Here is a 21,604-nt window from a genome sequence, read left to right as displayed (position 1 = left end):
AGGGGGGGCCGCCAGGCGGCCCCCCCTTCCATGACGTTCTCGACCCTCAATCCTTGCGTTCCGGGGCGGGCGACTTTGAGGTCGGCGCGGGGGTCTTGGTTTCCAGGTCCCGGGTGGAGGAGCTGGAGGAGCCCTTCAGGGCCACCCAGGCGATTTCGTCCCGGATGGGATCGGCTCCGCTCGCCTTGGCCGCGGCTTCCCAGGGCTCCGCCCGCTCCGACCACTTGGTGGGGGAATGGCAGATGAACGTGCGCGCAAGGCCCCAGTCCGAACCGACGATCGTCAGGACGGTCGGATTGGCGTCGGAAAACTGGAGCACCGGCGCGGTCTCGGCGGCGCTCGGGTAGACCTTCCAGCGAACCACCCTCGCACCCGGCCCGGATCCTGCGGGCGGATTCACCTCGTAGAGCAGCGTCGGCTCCTTGCCGTCGACGCCGCTTCCCAGGTCGATAGCGCGGTCCTTCACATCACAGAGGAAGAAATTGATGTGGACCCGGGGGTCGACGCCAGCGTTCTCGATCTGGATGGTCCTGCCCGGGGGCAGGATGGTGTCGAGCACGAAGAAGTCCGTATAGGCCCTTCGCATTTCGCCCGAACTGGCCAACGTGGTTCCCCGGATGCCCACCCAGGTCTGGAAGTCCAGGGCCGGATGCACGCGCCGGGTGGCCTGGGCGCCTTCGCCCTGAGTCGTCACCTCCACGGGCTGGTGGAGGCCGCGATGGGAAAGGAGGCGCCAGGGCTTGTCCGTCGCGTTGATGAGGAAAACAGGGTCCGCGGCCTTGGCCGGGGTCGCCAGGAACGCGACGGCGGCCAGCAAGGGCCATACGGCGGCCCGGTAAGATGTTCGAAACATGGTGGAACTCCACACCCAGATGGGGCATTCGTTTTGTGCTCATATGAATAATTTGGTTTCATGGTGCCGTCCCCATGGGCCGGATCGTCTGTGGGCAGGCGCGATGCCCTGACGAGGGGACCGCCCGGGCCACCGCCGGTCTGCCTAATTATTAATTTCTTGGAATTTGCCGGTGTGCTTTAGGTAATCTACCGTATTCAAATCGCCTCGGCTCCCCTGGGAGAATCGGGGAATCGGGGGAAGTGCATGAATGCCTTGAGCTGGCAGCAGGACTGGGAAATGGGCGACGACCGCCTCGACGGACAGCACATGGCCATGATCCGCGCCATCAACCACCTGACCCGGCGCCTGGAGGAGGGCAGGGCCAAGGAGGGGATCAACCGGTCCATCACCTTTCTCATGATGTACGTGGAGGTGCACTTCCGGGAGGAGGAGGAGGCCATGGAGCGTGCGGGCTACCCGGGCCTGGCGGGCCACGCCGCGCAGCACCGGGAATGCTCCCGCCGCATCGGGATCCTCATGGACAAGTGGCGGGACGGCCATTCCGACGTTCTCCCGGATCTGCTCACCTTCTTCAACTTCTGGCTGGCTTCGCACCTGGGCGGGGCGGACCGGCGCTTCGCGGAGTTCCGGCGCACGGCGGCCTGAGGGCCGGATTTCCCCAGATACATTGACCGCCCGGCCATACCTCGCAATACAATAGCCTCCATCCCCCAGGAGGCCCCATGTCCATTCCGGCGACCCGGCTGCTCACCCCGGTACTCTCCCTGGCCCTGGCCGCGGGTCTGGGCGCCCAGACGCGGCTTCTGCGCTTCCCCGACATCTCCGGCGACCGCGTGGCCTTCACCTACGGCGGAGACCTCTGGACCGCCGGCGCCACGGGGGGCGTGGCCACCCGGCTCACCGCCCATCCCGGGCTGGAGCTCTTCGCCAAGTACAGTCCCGACGGGCGGTGGATCGCCTTCACGGGGCAGTACGACGGGGACGAGCAGGTGTACGTGATCCCCGCCGAGGGCGGCGTGCCCCGGCAGCTGACGTTCTACCCCGCCCGGGGACCCCTCAAGCCCCGGGGCGGGTACGACAACCAGGTGATGGGGTGGAGCCCGGACGGGAATTCCATCCTCTTCCGGTCCATGCGGGACGCCAACGGCGTCTCCGTCCACGGCCGGCTCTACACGGTGCCCCGGGAGGGCGGCCTGCCCACGGCCCTTCCCATGCAGGAATCCGGCGCGGGCTGCTTCTCCCCGGACGGCAAGCGCATCGTCTACAGCCCCCAGTTCCGGGACTTCCGCCACTGGAAGCGCTACCAGGGGGGGTGGGCCGAGCACCTCTACGTCATCGACCCCGCCACCCTGGAGCGCCGGCCCCTGGCCCACACGAAGCGCACGGAGCGGGACCCCATGTGGATCGGAAACCGCATCTGGTTCGCCTCGGACCGGGACGGCACCCTCAACCTCTACAGCGCCGATCCGGCCACGGACCAGGTGAAGCAGCACACCTTCAGCAAGACCTGGGACGTGCGCTGGCCCTCCTCGGACCAGGCCCGCATCGTGTACGAGCTCAACGGCGAGCTCCACGTGCTGGACACCCGCGACGGATCGGACAAGGCCATCATGGTGCGGGTCCCCACCGACGGCGGCGCCTCGCGGCCCACGCGCCTTGCGGCGGAGAAGTTCATCGAGGGTTTCGGCCTGTCGCCCCGGGGGGAGCGGGCGCTCTTCGTGGCGCGGGGCGACGTGTTCACCGCGCCCGCGGAGAAGGGTCCCACCCGCAACCTCACGCATTCCTCGCGCCACCATGACAAGCGGGCCCAGTGGTCCCCGGACGGCAAAACCATCGCCTTCATCTCGGACATGAGCGGCGAGGAACAGGTGTACGTCATGGACCAGGACGGCCGGAACCCGCCCGTGGCCCTCACCTCGGGCCTGTCGGTGTTCCTCACGTCCCTGGAGTGGGCCCCCGACGGCAAGCGCCTGGCCTTCACGGACAAGAACGGCGTGCTCTACGTGGTGGATGTGGCCGGCCGGAAGGTGGTGGAGGCGGCGAGGGAGACCCACGGCGGAATCCCGGACCACGCCTGGTCCCCGGACGGGAAGTGCCTGGCCCTGACCCTGCGCAACGCCAACGGTTTCGATTCGCTGTGGATCTGGGACGGCCAGCTGCACCGGGTCACCTCCGACCAGGCCCCGGTGGCGTCCCCCGCCTGGGACCCCGAGGGCCGGTACCTCTACGCCCTCAGCCGCCGCGACTACGCCCCCCTGGTGTCCAACCTGGAATTCGACTACGCCGGCGCCAACAACACGGGCGTGTTCGCCTTCGCCCTGCGCCGGGACGTCCCGCACCCCTTCCTTCCCGAGAGCGACGAAGTGGGCGCCGAGGCGAAGAAGGAGGAGGCCCGGGGCCTCCGGCCGGTCTCCATCGATTTCGACGGCCTGGGCCAGCGGTGCGTGCGGGTGCCGGTGCCCCCCGGCAACCTCTCTGGCCTCCACGCCGGCAAGGGCGTGCTCTCCTACGTCCGCAGCGGCCCGCGGTTCTACGGCGGCGAGCCGGCTCCCGGCGGCAGCCTCACGGTCTTCGACCTGCACAAGCGCAAGGAGTCCGAGCTGGTGGCCGGCGTGCGGGGCGTGGCCTACAGCGCCACGGGCGAAAAGGCCCTGGCCCGGGTGAAGGACGCCTTCGTGATGGTGGACGTCAAGCCCGACGCCAAGGACCGCAAGCCCGTCTCCACCAAGGGACTCCAGGTAGACGCGGTGCCTTCCCAGGAATGGGAGGAGATCTTCGACGAGGTGTGGCGGCGCTACCGGGACTTCTTCTACGTGAAGAACATGCACGGCTACGACTGGAAGGCCCTGGGCGAGCGGTACCGCGCCCTCCTTCCCTTCGTCACCCACCGCTCGGACCTCACCTACCTCCTCACGGAGATGGTCTCCGAACTGAACATCGGCCACGCCTACGTGGAAGGCGGGGACTACCTGGTGCCTGAGCGCGCCCGGTACGGCCTGCCCGGGGCCCGGTTCGAACTGGACGCCAAGGCCGGGCGCTACCGCATCGCGAAGATCTTCCGCGGCCAGAACGAGGAGCCCAAGTACCGGAGCCCCCTCACCGAGGTGGGCGTGGACGCCCGCGAGGGCGACTACGTGCTGGCCATCGACGGCGTGGACCTGGGGGCGGGCACCGACCCCTACACCCTCCTGCGCAACCACCCGGACCCCGTTACCCTCACCCTGAACGCCCGGCCCGTGGCCGAGGGGGCCCGGCGCGTCACCTACACCCCCGTGGCCAGCGAGGACGCCCTGCTGTACCTGGACTTCGTCCTCGCCTCCAAGGAGCGCGTGGACAAGCTCTCCGGGGGCCGTGTGGGCTACTTGCACATCCCGGACATGGGCGCGCCCGGCATCGCCGAGTTCATCAAGTGGTTCTACCCCCAGATCCGCAAGGAGGGCCTGGTGGTGGACGACAGGGCCAACGGCGGCGGCAACGTCAGCCAGATGGTACTGGAGCGCCTGGGCAGGAAGCTCCTGGGCACCCGCTTCGGCCGTACGTCGGAGGTCCCGACCACCTACCCGGGAACCGTCTTCCACGGTCCCATGGCCTGCCTCGTGAGCGAGACCAGCGCGTCCGACGGCGACATCTTCCCCTACCACTTCCGCCTGGCGGGCCTCGGGCCCCTGGTGGGCAAGCGCACCTGGGGCGGCGTGGTGGGCATCAGCGATTCCGGCCCGCTCCTGGACGGAGGCACGGTCTTCGTGCCCCAGTCCGGGACGAACGCCCCCACCGGGGAGTGGATCATCGAAGGGGAGGGGGTCACCCCGGACATCGAGGTGGAGAACGACCCCGCCTCCCTGCGGGACGGCCACGACCTGCAGCTGGAGCGCGGCGTCCAGGAGGTGATGAAGGCCGTGGAGGCCAAGGGCATGAAGCTTCCCGCCAAGCCCGCGGATCCCGTGAAAGTCCGCTGAACCCGCCCCGGGCGGTTGTGACAAGCGTTGGAAGGAAATGACGGTATAAAGAGAGTGCCAATCACTCGGAGCTTGCCAATGAGCGGAGATCTTCGCACGGATGCCCCTGCACCCCCCAAAGGCCAGCCCGCGGGCCTATGGGTCCTCATCTTCACCGAGACATGGGAACGCTGGAGCCACTACGGCATGCGGGCCATCCTCATCCTCTACCTCACGGCCCCCGTGGCCCTGGGCGGCATGGGGCTGGACAAGCCCCAGGCCGCGGGCATCTTCGGAGGCTACCTCCTGGCCATCTATCTGTTCGCCCTCTCCGGCGGCCAGATCGCGGACCGCTTCCTGGGCGCCAAGCGGACCATCGTGCTCGGCGGCCTCTTCATCGCCGCGGGCCAGCTGCTCCTGCAGGTGCGCAGCCTCAACGGGCTGGTGGCGAGCCTCGTGCTCATCTCCATCGGCACCTGCCTCCTGAAGCCCAACGTCAGCGCCTCGGTGGGCCGGCTCTACACCAAGGAGGATCCCCGCCGGGACGGCGCGTTCACCTTCGAATACATGGGCATCAACCTGGGCGCCATGATCGCCCCCATCTTCTGCGGCTACATGGCCGAGCAGCCCACCTTCATCGCCTTCCTCACCCGCATGGGCCTGCACTCCCCCTCGGGCTGGGCCTGGGCCTTCGGGCTCTCGGGCTTCGGCATGCTCCTGGGCCTGGCCAATTTCGTCCTGCGGCGCAACCTCATCGTCGACGTGAACATGCCCGAAGGGCACAAGGAGCCCGCCCCCGCGGGCCTGGGCTTCCTGGTCCTCCTCCTCCTGGTGCTGCTGGCCTCGGCCTGGATGGTCATCGGCGGCCGGAACTGGCCCATCCAGCTCCTGGGCGGCGCCGCGGCCTCCATCAGCACCATGGCCGCCGTGTCCTGGCTGCTGAAGAAGGGGATCGTCAAGGGCCGCGCGGCGGCCACCACCGCCACGGGCGAGGCCGTGGCCGCGCCCACCCTGACCCCCGAGGACTTCAAGCGCCTGGGCGTGGTGGGCATGATGCTCTGCTTCAGCATGACCTTCTGGGCCGTGTTCCAGCAGGCCGGCTCGAGCCTGAACCTCTTCGCCAAGGAATTCACGCAGCGGGTGATCTTCGGGTTCGAGATCCCGGCCTCCTGGTTCCAGTCCGTGAACGCCACGGGCATCGTGCTCCTGGGTTCGGTATTCGCGTGGCTCTGGACCCGCAGGGCCGGAAAATGGCCCAGCAGCCCGGTGAAGTTCGCCCTGGCGCTGCTCTTCGCGGCCCTGGGCTTCTACCTGCTGGTCCCCGCCTCCCTCATCGCCCAGGCCGTGCCCGGCCAGGTGACCCAGGTGAGCATGGGCTGGCTCGGGGGCGTCTACCTCCTGCACACCATCGGCGAGCTGTGCCTGTCCCCGGTGGGGCTCAGCTACGTGTCCAAGCTGGCCCCGAAGCACATGAGCAGCCAGCTCATGGGGGCCTGGTTCTTCGCCACGGGCCTGGGGTCCTACCTGGCCGGCAAGGCCGCGGGCCTCATGGGCACCATCCCCCTGGCGACGCTCTTCGGCTTCTGCGCCACGGTGGCCCTGGCGGCCTCCCTGATCCTGTGGGTGCTCGTTAGCCCGATCATCCGTCGTCAGATGGGCGGATACAGCTGATTTTCGGCCAGCGAAGGCGTTCCTGCATTATGATCGGATGAAACCACCCGAGGCCCATGCAGAACCAGGCCGACGCCACCATCCGCAACCCTGACGTCATACGTGAGGCGATGCGTAATGTATGCGAGAAGGGCGAGCTCCTGCTGCTCGTGACGCCCTACCTGCGCCTGGAATCGAATTTCCTGCGCCTGGAGCAGGACTCGGTGCACGTCACCGCGCTCATGAGCCGGGAGGACGCGATCTTCGGCCTGCGCTCCCCGGACCTGCGCATGCGGTTCCCCTTCGGGCACCAGTTCTACGAGGCCCCCACCCGCACCCTGGGCGTGGGCCTCACCCGGGGCCGCCAGTCCCTGGCCCTGGCCCTGCCGGCGCTCATGAGCATGGACGACCAGCGCGGGGCCTACCGGGTGGACCGGGTGGGCCGGCTCATGGCCACGTTCAGCTCCCGGAAGTACGACCTCCTCATGGCCAACGTGGTGAACCTCAGCACCACCGGGGTGCGGATCTTCGCCCAGCGCGACTTCGAGGAGGGGGAGGTGGCCGTGGACGACACCATCCACGTCGCCCTCACCGTCACGCCCGAGGTCGTCATCAATTCCAAGGCCAAGGTGCGCTACCTCAAGGACCGCATCCTGGGCCTGGAGTTCCGCCCCCGGCCCGACGGGCCCCTGCTGGACGCCTTCTCCCGATGGGTTTTCCAGAAGCAGGAGGAAGCCCTGGTGCTCCGCGGCGGCCGGGGCGAGGCCGGCGAGGAGCGCGACGCCGCCGCGGCCAGCCCGGACCCCCCGCCCGTCCTGACCCTGGTGTCGGGGGATGCCGACCTGGAGTCCCGGCTCCGGGACCTCCTCAAGGACCTTCCGGCCATGAAGCGGGTGGCCCCGGCCACCCAGACCATGAAGGACCTGGCGGCTTCGGGCCGCGGCCTGGTGCTCTTCCACGTGGCGTCCCTGGGCATGGACGACCGCAAGCGCATCCGCATCCTCCTGGAGGCCCTGGGCGGCAGGGTGCCCTTCCTGCTCCTGGGCACGGGGGTGGACAACGGCGCCCTGTTCGAGCTGGGCAGCGAGCTCAAGGCCGTCAGCGTCTACGTGCTGGGGCCTACGTCCTCGGGCCTGCTGCCCAGGCTGTTGCAGGGAATCCTGCGCAAGCACTTTCCTACGGCGTGACCTTCACCCGCATCCGCACGCTGCGCACCCCGGCGGAGAGATTCAGGTCCAGTTCCGTGGCCCCGGTGGCCAGTTCTGCGGATCCGCCTTCCACCATGCCGATGACTTCACCGCTGGCGGGATCGGTCACCATGACCATGGGATGCGTTGCGGCGTCCCAGCTCAGGTGGACCGTGCCCGGACCCCATGCGGTGGCCACGGGGTCCCGGGGCAGTTCCGCGCCGGAAGGCGATGCAAAGAACCGGAAAGCCCGGCGCACCGTGCCTTCGGCCTTCGCGGAAGCGTCGACGACCTCCATGCTGGCCAGCGCGGCTTCCATCTGCGGGCTCAGGGGGATGGAGAAGGCGAAGGTCCTCACGGGTTCGCCCTGGGGCAGGTCGGGCTGTTCCTGGGCTTCGAAGGGAATCTCCCGGAGGATCGCGCCGGTGGCGTCCCGGAGCACGAGGGTGCAGTCCCCGGGACCGGGCTGGTCGGAGCAGCCCGCCGCCCGGAAGGCTGGCTCCAGCACCACGCCCCTTTTCGAGAGCGAGCCCCAGACCACGAGGCCCGGCTGGGCTTCGGTGGTCGATATCGAAGGGCCGAGTTCCCAGGCCCGGTTGGCGAGCACATCCTTGTAGACGTAGTCGCTGATCCAACGTGGGTAGCAGTAGCTCATTATGTCCGACTGGGCCTGGGGGGCGATCACCCGGCCGGTGGCCACATTGAAGCCGGTGGCGCCGAGTTCGGCATCCGGGTACGGATACCACGGGTCGGGCACGCCCGCTCCGCCGCAGGGGCTGTGAAACCTGCGCAGGTTGTGCCCCAGTTCATGGGCGAAGGTTCCGTAATAGGATGGTCCGAGGGGACTGCCCTCGGCGTCCCAGCCCACCGCGGACCGGGCAAGGTTGTCGGGACCCACGGGGATGTCCCCGAGTCCGACGATGGTGGAATAGTTGCCGCGGTTGAACACGCCGTAATGGTACCGGCGGCTTCTGGGATCGGCGGCCAGCCTCCTGGCCTCGATGGCCGTGCGGAGCCGGAGCAAGGTCATGGCGTCACCGGTGATGGTTTCGCTCCAGGTCATGACCGGCGCCTTCACCAGATCGATGTCCTTGAGGGGCCAGATCTGCCCAGCCAGGGTCAGCCAGGATTCCAGGGGACGGGCCGCATCGCTCACACGCCCGACGGTTCCGCCCTGCTGGACCGGAATGAGGGTGATCCCTATGGGGGGCACCCTCACCACGTTCAGGGGCAGCGGCGCGCCGCCCTGGGGGTAGTCGTCGTCGGCGGCGGACAGGTCGGCCCCGGCGTTGAGGATGTGGGCCCGGATCGCGTTGCCGGGCTGGATGAACGCCCCATCCAGGGTGAAGTCCCAGGAGCACCCTTCGCGGGTGTCGTCGGTGGAAAGGGGCACCGTCGCCAGGGGGGCGGGGATGTCCCGGGTCACGAGGACCCCGCCGGCGGCGTCGGTGACGGTCACCCGCACCGCGGGGGCCGGGGCGAGGGAGGCGTCGCTCTCCAGGAAGACCCGCACCCGCCCGCTTCGGCCGGCCACGAGCGGCACGGACCGGTCCATGCGCTGGGTGGCCTGGGTGACGTAAAGCCCCGCGATCCGCCTGTTGGCGGTGGAGGTTCCGGCCAGGACGGTGAAGGTCTGGGTGGACTGGGTGCTGCCGCCCGGGCCCGTCACGGTGATAGGGCCCGAGGTGGCCCCCCTGGGCACGAGGACCCGGAGGATTGAACCCAGGTTGTAGGGCACCGACACGGCCCGGGTGGATCCGAAGAGGATCTCCGTGGCCGGATCCAGGTTGCTTCCCAGGATTCCCACGGACGTTCCCTCGGGGCCCGTGACCGGACTGATGCGGGTGATGACCGGAGCGGCGTACACGACCGTGAAGGGCGTGGGGTGGGTGATGGTGCCGTCCTTGTGGGTCAGGACGATGGGACCGGAAACCGCGTTGCTGCCGGGAACCCAGGCCACGAGGGTGGTGTCTCCCGCCGGACCGGTGGCGGCTCTCTGGCCGCCGATCGTCGCGGCGGTGATCGCCGAGAGCCCGGTGCCGGTGATCTCCAGCCGCTGCCCCGGGGGGCCTGCCTGGGGGCTGAAGCCCGTGATGGTGGGGGCGGGGCGGTCTCCGGAGGTGACGGTGAAGGTCGGGGTCGCGCTGGCGGCGCCCGTGGGGCCGGTGATCGCCACCGGACCGGTGGAGGCCCCTGCGGGGACCGTGAACGTGAGTTCCGTGTCGTTCACGGGCGTGAAGACGACGGCGTTCCCGGACACTTCGACCCGGGTGACCGCGAGCAGCCCGGTGCCGAAAAGGCGCACCAGCGTGCCCACGGGCCCACTCAGGGGGTCGACGCTGGTGATCGACGGCGGGGCCGGCAGCCCGGGATCGAGGGTGAAATCCGCCGCCGAGGTCGCGACGCCCGCCGGCGTGGTCACGGTCACCTTCCCGTTGGCGGCGCCTGCCGGGACGGAGGTGAGGACCTTCGTGTCGGTGGCGCTGAACCAGCCCACGGCGGCGCCCCCGACGGTCACGGAGGTGGCCTTGGCCAGACCCGACCCCAGAATCGTGATGGGGGTGTGGGCCTGGGCCCTGACCGGTTCGAACCTGTCCAGGACCGGGGCCTCCGGGGTCACCGGGACGGTAAAGGCCGTGCTGGCAGATTCTCCCTTGAGGGTGGTGACCGTGAGGAGACCCGTCTGGGCCCCCCGGGGCACCGTGGTGGTGACCTCGAGGTCCGAGGCGTCGAAGGAGGCGGCGACCCCCGGGCTGAACGTCACGCTGGAGACCGTCGCCAGGCCCTGGCCGGTGATTCTCACGGCCGTGTCCACCTCCCCGCTGGAAGGCAGGACGGATCGGATGCTGGGCCTGGGGGTGGAGGGGTTGTCCGGCCCGGACGGCGGGGCGCCGCCTCCCGAACCCCCGCCGCAGGCGGAAAGGACGGCCAGAGTGAGGGTTGCCAAAATTACCGCTGTAATGGTTCCAGAATGCGGATCACGGAGGGAGGGGCGCGGCATGGCGTCTCCGAAATTGTTATAAATAAAATATGTTTTTAATGTTTGCTTGCAAGGAAATATCTGATATTTCGTCAACGTTTAATAATTCATCAATACGTGGGATCTCCGCCAGCCTTGGATCGGTTTGGCGCCTTGCCGCGGATCCTTGGCTTGGGGCGCGGGTGGGTTCAAATGTTCAGGGCGCGAACAAGGATGCCGCCCTTCGGGATCTTGTCCCGACATAGGTCCCCATCAAGTGGACCTATGGGATGACAAGATCGGCGGCCGCGGCGTTCCTCTCGTGGGAAGGCTTCAGGCCATCCGGATCACGATCTTCCCGGTGTGGGCCCCGCTCTTCATGCGAGCCAGGGCCTCGGGCACCTCGTCGAAGGCGAAGGTGCGGTCGATGACCGGTTTCAGGCGCGCGAGGGCGATGGCCCGGCTCATGTCCTCGAACATGCGCCGGGAGCCCACGAAGACGCCCTGGAGCTTCAGGCCCTTCATGAGGATCTTCGTGGGATCCAGGCCGGTGCCCTGGGCCAGCACGCCGATCACCGTGACCAGGCCGCCCATGCGGACCGAATTGAGGGACCGGGGCAGGGTGCCCGCGCCGCCCACCTCCACCACGTGATCCACGCCCCGCTTGCCGGTGAGGCGCAGGACCTCCTTGTCCCAGTCCGGGGTGGCCACGTAGTTGATGGTCGCGTCGGCCCCCAGGCTCCGGGCGGTTTCCAGCTTGGCGTCGCTGCCGGAGGTGGCGATCACCCGTGCGCCGTGCAGCTTGGCCAGTTGGAGCGCGAAGAGCGAGACCCCGCCGGTGCCCAGGGTGAGGATGGTGTCGCCGGCCTTGATGCCTCCGATCTCCACCAGGGCGTTCCAGGCCGTCAGCGCCGCGCAGGGCAGGGTGGCGGCCTCCTCGAAGGAGAGGTGCTCCGGAATCGCCGACAGCCCCTGCTCGGGGAAGACCCCGAATTCCCGCAGCACCCCGTCCCGGTCGCCGGCGCCCAGCGCGGACCGCTGCAGGGCGGGCGTCAGGAGGCCGTCCTGCCAGTCCTGCATGAAGGACGGGAACACCCGGTCGCCCACCTTCCAGCGGGTGACGCCCTCGCCCAGGGCCGTCACCTCCCCGGCCCCGTCGGAACCTGGGATGGCCGGGAGCCGCGGGTTGCGGTTGTAGGAGCCCAGCCCGAAGAGCAGGTCGCGGTAGTTCAGGGAGGCGGCGTGGAACCGCACCTGGACCTCGCCGGGACCCGGCACGGGCACGGGGCGTTCCACCAGGGCCAGGTTCTCCAGGCCGAGTCGTGCGTATTCGTAGGTCTTCATGGCCGTCCTCGTTTCAACCCGAATAGTACGTGCGCTCAGCCAGGTCCCGGTTCATGCGCCCCACCAGCATGGGACCTTCGAAGATGAGCGAGGAGTAGATCTGCACCAGGGCGGCGCCGTCCTGCAGGGCCACCGCCGCGTCCTCGCCGCTGCCGATGCCGCCGCAGGCCATGAGCCGGATGTGGGGCGGGATGCGGCTTAGCACCTGGCGGTGCACCTCCCGCGCCTTGATCTTGAGGCCGCGGCCGGAAAGCCCGCCCATGCCCAGGGCCTCCACCTTGGCGCGGTTCATCTCCGAGACGATGTTCCGGTCCAGGGTGGTGTTGGTGGCGATCAGGCCGGTCACCCCGCTGGCGACGATCACGTCCACGGTGGCGTCCAGTTCCCGGGCGTCCAGGTCGGGGGCCAGCTTCACCAGCAGGGGCTGGCGCTCGAGCCCCACCTCCCGGCGCAGCTCCAGCATGCCCTCCAGGAGCGGCTTGAGCTGCTCGGGGGCCTGCAGCCGGCGCAGGCCGGGGGTGTTGGGGGAGGAGATGTTCAGGGCCACGTAGTCCACCAGGGGCGCGATGGCGCGGAAGGCGGCGGCGTAGTCCCGCAGCGCCTCCTCCTCGGGGGTCTCCTTGTTCTTGCCGATGTTGCCCCCGACGATCAGCCCCGGGGGCCGGTGCCGCAGCCTGCGGGCCACCACCTCGGATCCTTCGGAGTTGAAGCCCATGCGGTTGAGGATGAGGTTCTCCTCCGGGAACCGGAAGACCCGCGGCTTGGGGTTTCCCGCCTGGGCCCGGGGGGTCACGGTGCCGATCTCCACGAAGCCGAAGCCCAGGGCCTTCCACAGGGGCAGCAGTTCGGCCCCCTTGTCCAGGCCGGCCGCCAGGCCCACCGGCGACGGGAACCGCAGGCCGAACACCTCCCGGGCCAGGGTGGGCTCGGGCTGTCCGCACAGGGAACGGGCGATTCCCAGGGCGCCGGGGATCCGCTGGGCGAATCCGCCCAGGGCGAAGGCGGTCCGATGGGCAAGCTCCGGATTCATCCTGAAGATGAGGGGCCGGAGGAGGGCATAGGGATCGAACGATCGGTTCATGGGCCTCGCCTGGGTCGGGTGGAACTTCATTATGACGCCGGGGTCTCCGATCGTATAATCCTCGTTCCGGCCTTGATTCCGAAGAATCCCTTCGCCGAGGAGCGCCATGCGACACCTGATCTCGAACCTCCCCCTGGCGCTCGGCGAGGAGAAGCACCCCCTCCGGGAGACCCTGGCCGCCCACCTCGGGGGCCAGCCCGGTGACTACCTGGACCCCGTCCTCGAGCGCCTGAGCCTCGACGCCCGGCACAAGGGCTCCATCCGCTTCCTGGCCACCCTGGCCTTCGAAACCTCCCGGGACCTCACGGACGCGCCCCTTCCCAAGGGCGCCCAGCTGGACGCCGCGCCCCGGCCCGTGGCGTGGACCGTGGCGAAGGTGGCGCAAAAGCCCCGGGTGGTGGTGGTGGGCAGCGGCCCCGCCGGCACCTTCTGCGCCCTGCGGCTCCTGGACTACGGCATCGAGCCCATCGTGCTGGAGCGGGGCGCGCCCATGGCCGAGCGCGTGCGGGCCGTGGCCGGCCTGTGGAACGAGGCCGTGCTGGACCCCAACGCCAACGCCCAGTTCGGCGAGGGCGGCGCGGGCACCTTCTCGGACGGCAAGCTCACCACCCGCATCGGTCACCCCGCCATCCGGTTCGTGATCGAGACCTTCGTGAAGTTCGGGGCCGATCCCAAGGTGCTGTACCTGGCCCGCCCCCACGTGGGCACCGACGTCATCCGCAAGTGTTCCGTGCTCATCCGCAAGGAGGCCGAGGCCCGGGGCGCCCGGTACCGGTTCCGGGCCCGGCTCGCCGACATCCGCTTCCGGGACGGGGCCGTGGCCGCGGCGGTGCTGGAGGACGGGGAGGAGCTCCCCTGCGAGGCCATCGTGCTCGCCCCGGGCCACAGCGCCCGGGACACCTTCGAGATGCTCCACGGCCACGGGGTGGCCATGCGCCAGAAGGCCTTCGCCATGGGGGTCCGGGTCGAGCATCCCCAGGTGCTCATCGACCAGGCCCAGTACGGCCCCTCCAAGGGCCACCCCAGCCTCGCCCCCGCCGACTACAAGGTGGTGTGCAACTTCGGCCCCGCCCGGGCCGCGTACTCCTTCTGCATGTGCCCCGGCGGGGAGGTGATCCAGTGCGCCTCCGAGGCGGGCGGCGTGGTGGTCAACGGCATGAGCAACGCCAGGCGCGACTCGGGCTTCGCCAACTCGGGCCTGGTGGCCAAGGTGAACACCTCCGACTTCGGCTCCGACCACCTGCTGGCCGGCATGTACTTCCAGCGCCGGTGGGAGCAGGCCGCCTTCCGCGCCGCGGGCGAGACGTACGGCGCGCCCGCCACCAGCGTCCAGGACTTCCTCAGGGGCCGGGCCTCCGGGAACCTTCCCCCCACCAGCTTCCGGCCCTTCGCCGTGCCCGGCGACGTGGGCACCTGCCTGCCGGACTTCGTCCAGGAGCAGCTGCGGGGCGCCCTGCCGGAATTCGACCGGAAGATCCACGGCTTCACCAGCCGCCAGGCCCTGCTGCTGGCCATCGAGAGCCGCACCAGCAGCCCGGTGCAGATGATCCGGGGCGAGGACGGCCAGAGCGTGAGCCACCCCGGGCTCTACCCCTGCGGCGAGGGCGCCGGGTTCGCCGGGGGCATCACGTCGGCCGCGGTGGACGGCATCCGGGTGGCCGAATGGATCGCCCAGACCTGCGGCGCCGCGCCGTTCCTGCCCTTCCAGCGCAACGTCAAGGCCGGGGACTACGCCACCGAGTATTGAGGCGCCGTCAGCCCTTCGCCGTTCGCTCCCGCAGCCAGCGCGCCAGCCTGCGCAGCGGGCCGAGGCGGAGCCGCAGCAGGGCCACGGCCGCCCGCCCCCGCCACCCGCCGGTGTCCACGTAGGCCAGCTGCAGATCCACCTGCTCCGTGCGCCACCCCCGCAGCCAGGGGGCGTCGCTCACCAGGTCGATGCGCTGGATCTCGGGGTCCTCGCAGCAGAGCTCGATGACCCGCGCCAGGAGCACCTGCCCCGAGGAGACCCGCGCGAAGGCGGGGTCGTAGGCGGTCTTGAGGGCCGAGAACACCGCCCCGGTGCGGGTGCCCAGGATCGAGGCCAGGCAGCGCCCCTGGGCGTACAGCGCGTGGATCTCGAACCGGCCGGCTTCGCCCTGGAACGTTTCGGCCAGGGCGGCGAAGAAGGCGGGCTGCTTCTTGCGGAACTTCACGGCCGTGCCGGCCCGGCCCTTCCAGCTGGAGGCCTCCACCTCCAGGAAGGTCCTGAATTCGGCCTCCAGGTCCCGGGGTTCGCGGGCGGTGATGAAGCGGACGTCGTCCAGGGCCGCCAGGCGGTTCCGGGCGGTCTTCAGGTTGCGGCGGAAGTTGCCGGACAGGCCTTCCGCCAGGTCCCGGTACGGGCGGCCGCAGTCCAGGAAGCGCACGCTCTCCTTCGGGTCCAGGCAGGGGGGCCCCAGGTGGCGCAGGCCTTCCCAGAAGGGGGAACCCGAGGGCAGGGGCCCCAGCGCCATCAGGGGCCGGCCCAGGGGATTGCGCCGCACGTGGGCCGCCAGGGCCGGCAGGAAGCGCCGGCGCGCCTCGTCGTCGGCGCAAAGGACGTCCGCCTGATGCCCGTGCCGGGGCCAGAGCACGCCCCACACCGGCACCGGAACCCCCAGCCGTCCCTCCACCCTGGGTTCCAGCAGGCAGATGCCGCGCACCCCCTGGCCGTCGTCCAGGGCCAGGCAGCGGAGCTGGCCGGGGTCGGCCATCATGTGGTCCACGTGGGCCGCGCAGGTCTCGTACGAAAGGAAACTGGTGCGCAGCGGCAGCGAGGACCAGATGCGGCGCCAGTCCTCCTCCAGCCGCTGGAGCCCGTCCCGCCCGCGGAATTCCCGGATCTCCCAGGCCGCCTTGCGGGCCCTGGGCCGAGAATCGCGGATGTCGGTGTCGGTTATTACCATGGTGCACCCTTTTGGCTTAAGGCGAAATGACAGATTGGAAGTGTGCCATGGATTTCCGAATCGTGTGTCGCACCTTCCGATTTCCCGCCGGCCATCGCGGTTAGAATGAAGGAGAGCGGTCGCCGCCAACCCGGCGCCGCTCCCTTTTTGTGACGGAACCCATGCATCTGAACGAAGAAATCAAGCGCCGGCGCACCTTCGCCATCATCAGCCACCCCGACGCGGGCAAGACCACGCTCACGGAAAAACTCCTGCTCTACAGCGGCGCCATCGACCGCGCCGGCAGCGTCAAGGGGCGCGAGGGCGCGGGCCACGCCCAGAGCGACTGGATGGAGATCGAGCAGGAGCGCGGCATCTCGGTCACCTCCGCCGCCATGCAGTTCGAGTACCAGGACCACGTCATCAACCTCCTGGACACCCCGGGCCACCAGGACTTCAGCGAGGACACCTACCGGGCCCTCACCGCCGCCGACAGCGTGGTGATGCTCCTGGACTGCGCCAAGGGTGTGGAGGAGCAGACCAAGAAGCTGTTCCGGGTGGCCCGGGAGCGGGCGCTGCCCATCTTCACCTTCGTGAACAAGCTGGACCGCCCGGGACGGGAGCCGGTGGAGCTCATCGACGAGGTGGAGGAGCTCTTCGGCCTCCACGCCGTGCCCATGACCTGGCCCATCGGTTCGGGCACGGACTTCAAGGGCGTCTACGTGCGCGCCACCGGCCAGATCCAGGTGTTCGAGCGCACCAAGGCCGGCCGCAAGGCCCGGGTGGCCGGGGAAGGGGGCCTGGACGACCCCGAGATCAAGGCCCTGCTCACCCCCGCCGAACTGCAGCAGCTGCGCGACGACGTGGACCTCATGGACCACGTGCTGCCCCCCTTCGACCTGGAGGAGTTCCTCGCCGGGCGCCAGTCCCCCCTCTTCTTCGGCAGCGCCCTGAACAACTTCGGGGTGGCGGAATTCCTGGAGGAGTTCCTGGCCATGGCCCCGGCGCCCCATGCCCGCCCCCTCATGGACGGCGGCGAGGTGCCCGTGGACGCCCCCTTCACGGCCTTCGTCTTCAAGGTCCAGGCCAACATGAACAAGGCGCACCGCGACCGGGTGGCCTTCGCCCGCATCGTCTCGGGCCGGTTCGTGCGGGGCATGGACGCCCTCCACGTGCGCGGCGCCAAGAGCATCAAGCTCAACTACCCCCACATGTTCTTCGGGCGCGAGCGGGTCATCGTGGACGAGGCCTTCCCCGGGGACATCCTCGGGCTCATCAACCCCGGCATGTTCCGCATCGGGGACGTGCTGAGCGCCGCCGGTCCCGTGGAGTTCCACGCGGTGCCCCGCTTCTCCCCCGAGCAGTTCGTATCCGTGCGCCTGGCCGATCCCGGGGCCCGCAAGGGCTTCCTGAAGGGCGTGCAGCAGATCGCCGAGGAGGGCGTGGTCCAGGTGTTCTGGCCCCGGGGCGGCGCGCCCCTGCCCATCCTGGGCGCCGTGGGCCGCCTGCAGTTCGATGTGCTCCAGCACCGCCTCAAGACCGAGTACGCCTGCCCCGTGATCATGGAGCCCCGCAGCTTCCAGATGGCCCGGTGGCTCCAGGGCGGCTGGCCCGAACCCAGCCGGTTCTGGGGCGAACTGGTGGAGGACGCCGACGGCAACCCGGCCATCCTCTTCGAGAACGACTGGCAGCGCCGCACCACGAAGGAGAAGAATCCGGACCTGACCTTCCTGGACCATGCCCAGTAATCATTAATTCTTGTTGAAGCCTTCGCGATTTACGCTTAGCTTGAACCCAAGCCCAGCCGATAGCAGGGTAGGAGACTCAGGAATGCGACAGGAGATCAAGCCGGAAGACCTGATCGTCACGGAGAATGACGGCACGCGCCGCATCAACCACGATGTCCTGGAATCGTACGGTCTCTTCAACCTCCCCAAGTCCATCATGCGCAGCGCCCTGATGGTCTACTACGACAACGCGGCCCGCCAGGGCCGGGTCGCCGCCCAGACCGTGCGCACCTTCATCAGCCTCGCCAGCTCCATCACGCGCTTCCCCAAGCCCGTGGCCATCAACTTCACCCGGGGCGCGGCCTACCGGCGGAACATGCGGATGCTCCGGCGCTACAGCCGCTGAAGGCCGGACGATGAAGGCCCGGTCGGTCCTGCCCCTGGCCTGTGCGGCCCTGCTCCTGGCCTGCGCCCGGGAAACGCCCTACGCCTTCGACCAGCCGAACCTGCAGGTCCACGCCACGTTCCCGGGGGAGCCCCGGCAGGCCATCTACCCCGAGGACACGCCCTTCGGCTACATCCAATGGCACAGCTACGCCTATACGCCTCCCGGGCGCATGGACCTGAATTTCCGGGTGGACGTGGGCAACCTCCCCCCCGGCACCCAGGGCGGTGACACCACCCCCGCCGCCCTGGCCACCTTCCAGGGCTTCCTGGCCAAGCGCCTGGGCGCCCTGGAACGCGAGGACCTGCCGGCCGGCCGTGGCCCCGGCTTCCTCTACCGGGCCAGGACCGCCTCCGGGGCCCGGGTGGAGGGCATCGTCGTCCTCAAACGCGGCCGCCTGCACCACGCCCAGGCCACGGTGGAACGGGCGGATGACCCGCGGCTCCGGGCCTTCCTGGACACGTTCCGGGTCGACTAGTACCGCTGGGGCGCTCGGTATCCCAAAAGGCGGTTCTCCGCGACCCTCCGCGAGATCCTCCGCACCTCCGCGTCCAATGGGCTGCTGGTGTGTGCCGGCGCAACCGTCCACTGACGCAACGCGCCGACCCGCCTGGAGAGCCACTTGAAACGCGGAGACGTTGAGGACTCGCGGAGGGGCGCGGAGGAATGGCTTCAGGCTTCAAAGTCGGGAAGGCCCAATCCGGTAGATCAAGGTCCAGAGCGCGCTTTGGATTGGTTGGATTATAAATAATGCAATAGATGGTGATTCCAAGTGATAAATATAGCCTAATTAGCGTTGACATCAATTAATAATTAATGACAATGGAGGGGACTTGCTGGCCGATCCTGGCCTCTCTGGAGTATCCATGAAAATCCCCCTTCTCACCACCCTCCTCCTCGGTGCCGCGTCCCTGTCCGCCGCAGACTTCACCGGCGGCCTCCAACTCGGCGTGGCCCTGCCGCAGAGGGACATGCGAAAGCTGACGGACAGTTCCTCGGGAGCCCAGGTGGTCCTGTTCGGGCGCTGGGACCTGGGCGCCGGCCACATGATCCGTGCGCGACTGGACGGCGCGGCGTCCATCGGCAAGCCCTCATCCATCAACACGCCTCTCGGTAATGTGTCGACCGACGGCAGGGTGGAGACGACCGCATCCCTCAACACCCTGGGAGCGGACTACCTCCATTACTTCAACGGGAGCCCGGCGAAGGGATTCTACGCGGGCGCCGGTCTGGGCTACGGATCCACCAAACTGGAACTTGAACTGCCCCAAACCATGGGCGGCCTCACCCTTTCCCGCACCTCCAGCGGCCTCGCCCACGGCCTCTTCGCCGGCTACCAGTTCAGCCCCCATTGGAGCGTGGAACTGGGCTACCGCGCTTCGACCTTCAAGAATGACTTCACCATTTCTGGCAACACCGGCAGGTTCAAGTACGACATGTCGGTCCTGTCCCTGGTGGCCGGTTACACCTTCTAGGTTCTTTCCTACCTCCCTCCCGCCCCGCACCGGGGCGGGATTTTTTCTGCCAGTGGGGACAGGTAATCACCAGGGAGGCACGGTGGGTTCCTTATCCAGCCTGGAAGTGATCTTTCTCGGCCTGGCGGTCCTGGGGGCCCTGGGCGCGGTGGCGCGCCTGGTCACCATGCTCGCCGGCATGGACGGAGACGACGGGGATGACGGGGATGACTTCCAGGTGCTCAGCGTCCAGGGCCTCTCGTCGTTCTTCCTGATGTCCGGCCTGGTGGGGATCGCCCTGGCTCGCCAGACCGGCGCCGGGGCGGTGCCGTCCCTGCTGGGCGGGTTCCTGGCGGGGGCGGCCACGGTGGGGATCCTGGCCCGGGTCTTCCGCCTGGCCCAGAACCTGCAGTCCAGCGGGACGATCCCGCCCCGGGCCGCCGTCGGGTGCTTAGGCACGGTCCACGAGCGCATCCCCGAAAGGGGGACCGGCCGCGTGAACGTTCGCATCGGCCAGCGCATCCGGGAAATGGACGCCGAGGAGGCGTCAGGCGGCGGGCTCCCCACCGGTACCCCCATCCGCGTGGTGCGCGTGGAGCGTTCCCTCGCCATTGTCCAATCCCTCTCCCAGGAGATGTAATGCTGGAATCCATCAACCTCTGGGTGTTCCCGGTCCTCGGGTTCGCCCTTCTCCTCCTCCTCACCCTCGTCTTCCTGGCCTCGCGGTACAAGCGCTGCCCGTCCGACAAGATCCTCGTGGTCTTCGGGAAGGTGGGCGCCGGGCAGTCGGCGCGGTGCATCCACGGCGGCGGCGTCCTGGTGCTGCCCCTGATCCAGGGCTCGGCCTTCATGAGCCTGACGCCCATGACCATCAGCATTCCGCTGCAAAAAGCCCTTTCGATGCAGAATATACGAATCAATGTTCCATCGACCTTCACGGTGGGTGTCTCCACGGAACCCGAAATCATGACCGCCGCGGCGGAGCGGCTGCTCAACCTCAGCCCCTCGCACATCGAGGAGATGGCCAAGGAGATCATCTTCGGTCAGCTGCGCCTGACGGTGGCCAGCCTGACCATCGAGCAGATCAACCAGGACCGGGAGAGCTTCCTGGAGGCCATCCGCAAGAACGTCTCCCCCGAGCTGAACAAGATCGGGCTCTACCTCATCAACGTGAACATCACGGACATCACCGACGAGTCGGGCTACATCGACAGCATCGGCAAGAAGGCCGCGGCGGAGGCCATCAATCAGGCCAAGGTGGACGTGGCGGTGCAGGAGAAGTGCGGCAGCATCGGCGAATCCGAGGCCAGCCGGGAGCGGGAAATCCGCGTGGCCGAGAACGTGGCCGAGGCGCTGAAGGGAAAGAAGCGGGCCGAGGCCGACCAGCGCGTCTACATCAAGCACCAGGAGGCCACGGCCGTGGGCGGCGAGAACGAGGCCCTGGCCGCCATCGCCGGCACCAACGCCGGGCTCGCGGTGCGCCAGGCCGAGGCCGCGCGCCTGGGCGAAGTGGCCCGCCGGGAGGCCGAGGCGGAGATCCAGAAGGCCCAGTACAAGGCCGAGCTGGAGCGGTTGAACGCCCAGGAGGTGGTGCGCCAGGAGGTGGACAAGCGCAAGGTGGAGATCGCCGCCGAGGCCCAGGCCGAACGCACCCGGCGCGAGGCCCGGGGAACCGCCGACGCCATCCTGCTCAAGTACCAGGCGGAGGCCGAAGGCCTGCGCAAGGTGCTGGCCAGCAAGGCGGCCGGGTACCAGGACCTGGTGGCCAGCTGCAACGGCGACGCCAAGGCCGCCGCCACCCTGCTCATGACCGAGAAGATCGAGCAGATCGTCCAGCTGCAGGTGGAAGCCATCCGCAACATCCGCATCGACAAGGTCACCGTGTGGGACGGCGCGGGCAAGGACGGCACCGCCACCTCCGCCTTCCTCGCCGGCCTCATCAAGAGCCTGCCGCCCCTGCACGACGTGGCGGGCTTGGCGGGCATCCGGCTGCCCGAGTACCTGGGCAGCCTGGCCGAGGAGGCGGGCGAATCCAAGGTAGACTAGGAGCATCGCAAGGGATG

16 protein-coding genes are annotated in these 21,604 nt (G+C 68.9%); 11 read left to right on the top strand and 5 right to left on the bottom strand.

Annotated elements, in window-relative coordinates; genetic code table 11:
- Nucleotides 1-46: 46 nt before the first annotated feature.
- The gene (locus ACZ5LB_RS05115; RefSeq protein ID WP_464605060.1) at nucleotides 47-853 is read right to left on the bottom strand and encodes a hypothetical protein; all 807 of its coding nucleotides are present in this window, start codon (nucleotides 851-853) and stop codon (nucleotides 47-49) included.
- 246 nt (nucleotides 854-1,099) lie between these two features.
- On the opposite strand from ACZ5LB_RS05115, the gene ACZ5LB_RS05110 reads away from it, so the two are divergent.
- From ACZ5LB_RS05110 to ACZ5LB_RS05095, 4 genes are all read left to right on the top strand, one after another.
- The gene (locus ACZ5LB_RS05110; RefSeq protein WP_464605058.1) at nucleotides 1,100-1,501 is read left to right on the top strand and encodes a bacteriohemerythrin; all 402 of its coding nucleotides are present in this window, start codon (nucleotides 1,100-1,102) and stop codon (nucleotides 1,499-1,501) included.
- A gap of 77 nt (nucleotides 1,502-1,578) precedes the next feature.
- A complete protein-coding gene (locus ACZ5LB_RS05105) occupies nucleotides 1,579-4,812 on the top strand; it encodes a S41 family peptidase (RefSeq protein WP_464605057.1) in 3,234 nt (1,077 codons plus the stop codon).
- A gap of 78 nt (nucleotides 4,813-4,890) precedes the next feature.
- A complete protein-coding gene (locus ACZ5LB_RS05100) occupies nucleotides 4,891-6,462 on the top strand; it encodes a peptide MFS transporter (protein ID WP_464605055.1) in 1,572 nt (523 codons plus the stop codon).
- A gap of 56 nt (nucleotides 6,463-6,518) precedes the next feature.
- Complete coding sequence (locus tag ACZ5LB_RS05095) at nucleotides 6,519-7,628, top strand: PilZ domain-containing protein (RefSeq protein ID WP_464605054.1); 1,110 nt, start codon at nucleotides 6,519-6,521, stop codon at nucleotides 7,626-7,628.
- Here ACZ5LB_RS05095 and ACZ5LB_RS05090 read toward each other — a convergent pair.
- From ACZ5LB_RS05090 to ACZ5LB_RS05080, 3 genes are all read right to left on the bottom strand, one after another.
- Nucleotides 7,618-10,431: an IPT/TIG domain-containing protein gene (locus tag ACZ5LB_RS05090; RefSeq protein WP_464605052.1), complete on the bottom strand. Its 2,814-nt coding sequence runs from the start codon at nucleotides 10,429-10,431 to the stop codon at nucleotides 7,618-7,620. The genes ACZ5LB_RS05095 and ACZ5LB_RS05090 overlap by 11 nt on opposite strands.
- Nucleotides 10,432-10,920: 489 nt before the next feature.
- The gene (locus ACZ5LB_RS05085) at nucleotides 10,921-11,931 is read right to left on the bottom strand and encodes a zinc-dependent alcohol dehydrogenase family protein (protein WP_464605050.1); all 1,011 of its coding nucleotides are present in this window, start codon (nucleotides 11,929-11,931) and stop codon (nucleotides 10,921-10,923) included.
- A 13-nt stretch (nucleotides 11,932-11,944) separates the two neighbouring features.
- A complete protein-coding gene (locus ACZ5LB_RS05080; RefSeq protein WP_464605048.1) occupies nucleotides 11,945-13,012 on the bottom strand; it encodes a quinone-dependent dihydroorotate dehydrogenase in 1,068 nt (355 codons plus the stop codon).
- Between the two features lie 106 nt (nucleotides 13,013-13,118).
- On the opposite strand from ACZ5LB_RS05080, the gene ACZ5LB_RS05075 reads away from it, so the two are divergent.
- Complete coding sequence (locus ACZ5LB_RS05075; protein ID WP_464605046.1) at nucleotides 13,119-14,759, top strand: NAD(P)/FAD-dependent oxidoreductase; 1,641 nt, start codon at nucleotides 13,119-13,121, stop codon at nucleotides 14,757-14,759.
- A 7-nt stretch (nucleotides 14,760-14,766) separates the two neighbouring features.
- On the opposite strand, the gene ACZ5LB_RS05070 is transcribed toward ACZ5LB_RS05075, so the two are convergent.
- Nucleotides 14,767-15,936, bottom strand: coding sequence for a GNAT family N-acetyltransferase (locus ACZ5LB_RS05070; protein ID WP_464605044.1), 1,170 nt, complete (start codon nucleotides 15,934-15,936; stop codon nucleotides 14,767-14,769).
- 161 nt (nucleotides 15,937-16,097) lie between these two features.
- Between ACZ5LB_RS05070 and ACZ5LB_RS05065 the strand changes: the two genes are divergently transcribed.
- The 6 genes from ACZ5LB_RS05065 to ACZ5LB_RS05040 all read left to right on the top strand — a co-directional run bounded on the left by ACZ5LB_RS05065 (nucleotide 16,098) and on the right by ACZ5LB_RS05040 (nucleotide 21,587).
- Complete coding sequence (locus ACZ5LB_RS05065; protein WP_464605043.1) at nucleotides 16,098-17,663, top strand: peptide chain release factor 3; 1,566 nt, start codon at nucleotides 16,098-16,100, stop codon at nucleotides 17,661-17,663.
- An 82-nt stretch (nucleotides 17,664-17,745) separates the two neighbouring features.
- A complete protein-coding gene (locus ACZ5LB_RS05060) occupies nucleotides 17,746-18,048 on the top strand; it encodes a hypothetical protein (protein ID WP_306600657.1) in 303 nt (100 codons plus the stop codon).
- A gap of 10 nt (nucleotides 18,049-18,058) precedes the next feature.
- Nucleotides 18,059-18,565, top strand: a complete 507-nt coding sequence (locus tag ACZ5LB_RS05055; RefSeq protein ID WP_464605042.1) for a hypothetical protein — start codon at nucleotides 18,059-18,061, stop codon at nucleotides 18,563-18,565.
- A gap of 388 nt (nucleotides 18,566-18,953) precedes the next feature.
- On the top strand, nucleotides 18,954-19,562 hold the full coding sequence (locus ACZ5LB_RS05050; RefSeq protein WP_464605041.1) for an outer membrane protein: 609 nt from the start codon (nucleotides 18,954-18,956) through the stop codon (nucleotides 19,560-19,562).
- An 82-nt stretch (nucleotides 19,563-19,644) separates the two neighbouring features.
- A complete protein-coding gene (locus tag ACZ5LB_RS05045; RefSeq protein ID WP_464605039.1) occupies nucleotides 19,645-20,181 on the top strand; it encodes a hypothetical protein in 537 nt (178 codons plus the stop codon).
- A complete protein-coding gene (locus tag ACZ5LB_RS05040) occupies nucleotides 20,181-21,587 on the top strand; it encodes a flotillin family protein (RefSeq protein WP_464605038.1) in 1,407 nt (468 codons plus the stop codon). The genes ACZ5LB_RS05045 and ACZ5LB_RS05040 overlap by 1 nt, the downstream gene beginning before the upstream one ends.
- The last annotated feature ends 17 nt before the right edge of the window (nucleotides 21,588-21,604 follow it).

It is taken from the genome of Mesoterricola sp. MK458 (assembly GCF_055384935.1).
The sequence above is the reverse complement of the archived record's forward strand: the minus strand, read 5'-3'. Positions and strand labels throughout refer to the sequence as shown.

Excerpts from the sequence above, each read along its gene's own strand:
- ACZ5LB_RS05055 (WP_464605042.1), top strand. The coding sequence starts at position 18,059 with ATGAAGGCCCGGTCGGTCCTGCCCCTGGCCTGTGCGGCCCTGCTCCTG.
- ACZ5LB_RS05095 (WP_464605054.1), top strand. The coding sequence starts at position 6,519 with ATGCAGAACCAGGCCGACGCCACCATCCGCAACCCTGACGTCATACGT.
- ACZ5LB_RS05040 (WP_464605038.1), top strand. The coding sequence starts at position 20,181 with ATGCTGGAATCCATCAACCTCTGGGTGTTCCCGGTCCTCGGGTTCGCC.
- ACZ5LB_RS05075 (WP_464605046.1), top strand. The coding sequence starts at position 13,119 with ATGCGACACCTGATCTCGAACCTCCCCCTGGCGCTCGGCGAGGAGAAG.
- ACZ5LB_RS05105 (WP_464605057.1), top strand. The coding sequence starts at position 1,579 with ATGTCCATTCCGGCGACCCGGCTGCTCACCCCGGTACTCTCCCTGGCC.
- ACZ5LB_RS05080 (WP_464605048.1), bottom strand. The coding sequence starts at position 13,012 with ATGAACCGATCGTTCGATCCCTATGCCCTCCTCCGGCCCCTCATCTTC.
- ACZ5LB_RS05110 (WP_464605058.1), top strand. The coding sequence starts at position 1,100 with ATGAATGCCTTGAGCTGGCAGCAGGACTGGGAAATGGGCGACGACCGC.
- ACZ5LB_RS05065 (WP_464605043.1), top strand. The coding sequence starts at position 16,098 with ATGCATCTGAACGAAGAAATCAAGCGCCGGCGCACCTTCGCCATCATC.
- ACZ5LB_RS05050 (WP_464605041.1), top strand. The coding sequence starts at position 18,954 with ATGAAAATCCCCCTTCTCACCACCCTCCTCCTCGGTGCCGCGTCCCTG.
- ACZ5LB_RS05100 (WP_464605055.1), top strand. The coding sequence starts at position 4,891 with ATGAGCGGAGATCTTCGCACGGATGCCCCTGCACCCCCCAAAGGCCAG.
- ACZ5LB_RS05085 (WP_464605050.1), bottom strand. The coding sequence starts at position 11,931 with ATGAAGACCTACGAATACGCACGACTCGGCCTGGAGAACCTGGCCCTG.
- ACZ5LB_RS05115 (WP_464605060.1), bottom strand. The coding sequence starts at position 853 with ATGTTTCGAACATCTTACCGGGCCGCCGTATGGCCCTTGCTGGCCGCC.
- ACZ5LB_RS05060 (WP_306600657.1), top strand. The coding sequence starts at position 17,746 with ATGCGACAGGAGATCAAGCCGGAAGACCTGATCGTCACGGAGAATGAC.
- ACZ5LB_RS05070 (WP_464605044.1), bottom strand. The coding sequence starts at position 15,936 with ATGGTAATAACCGACACCGACATCCGCGATTCTCGGCCCAGGGCCCGC.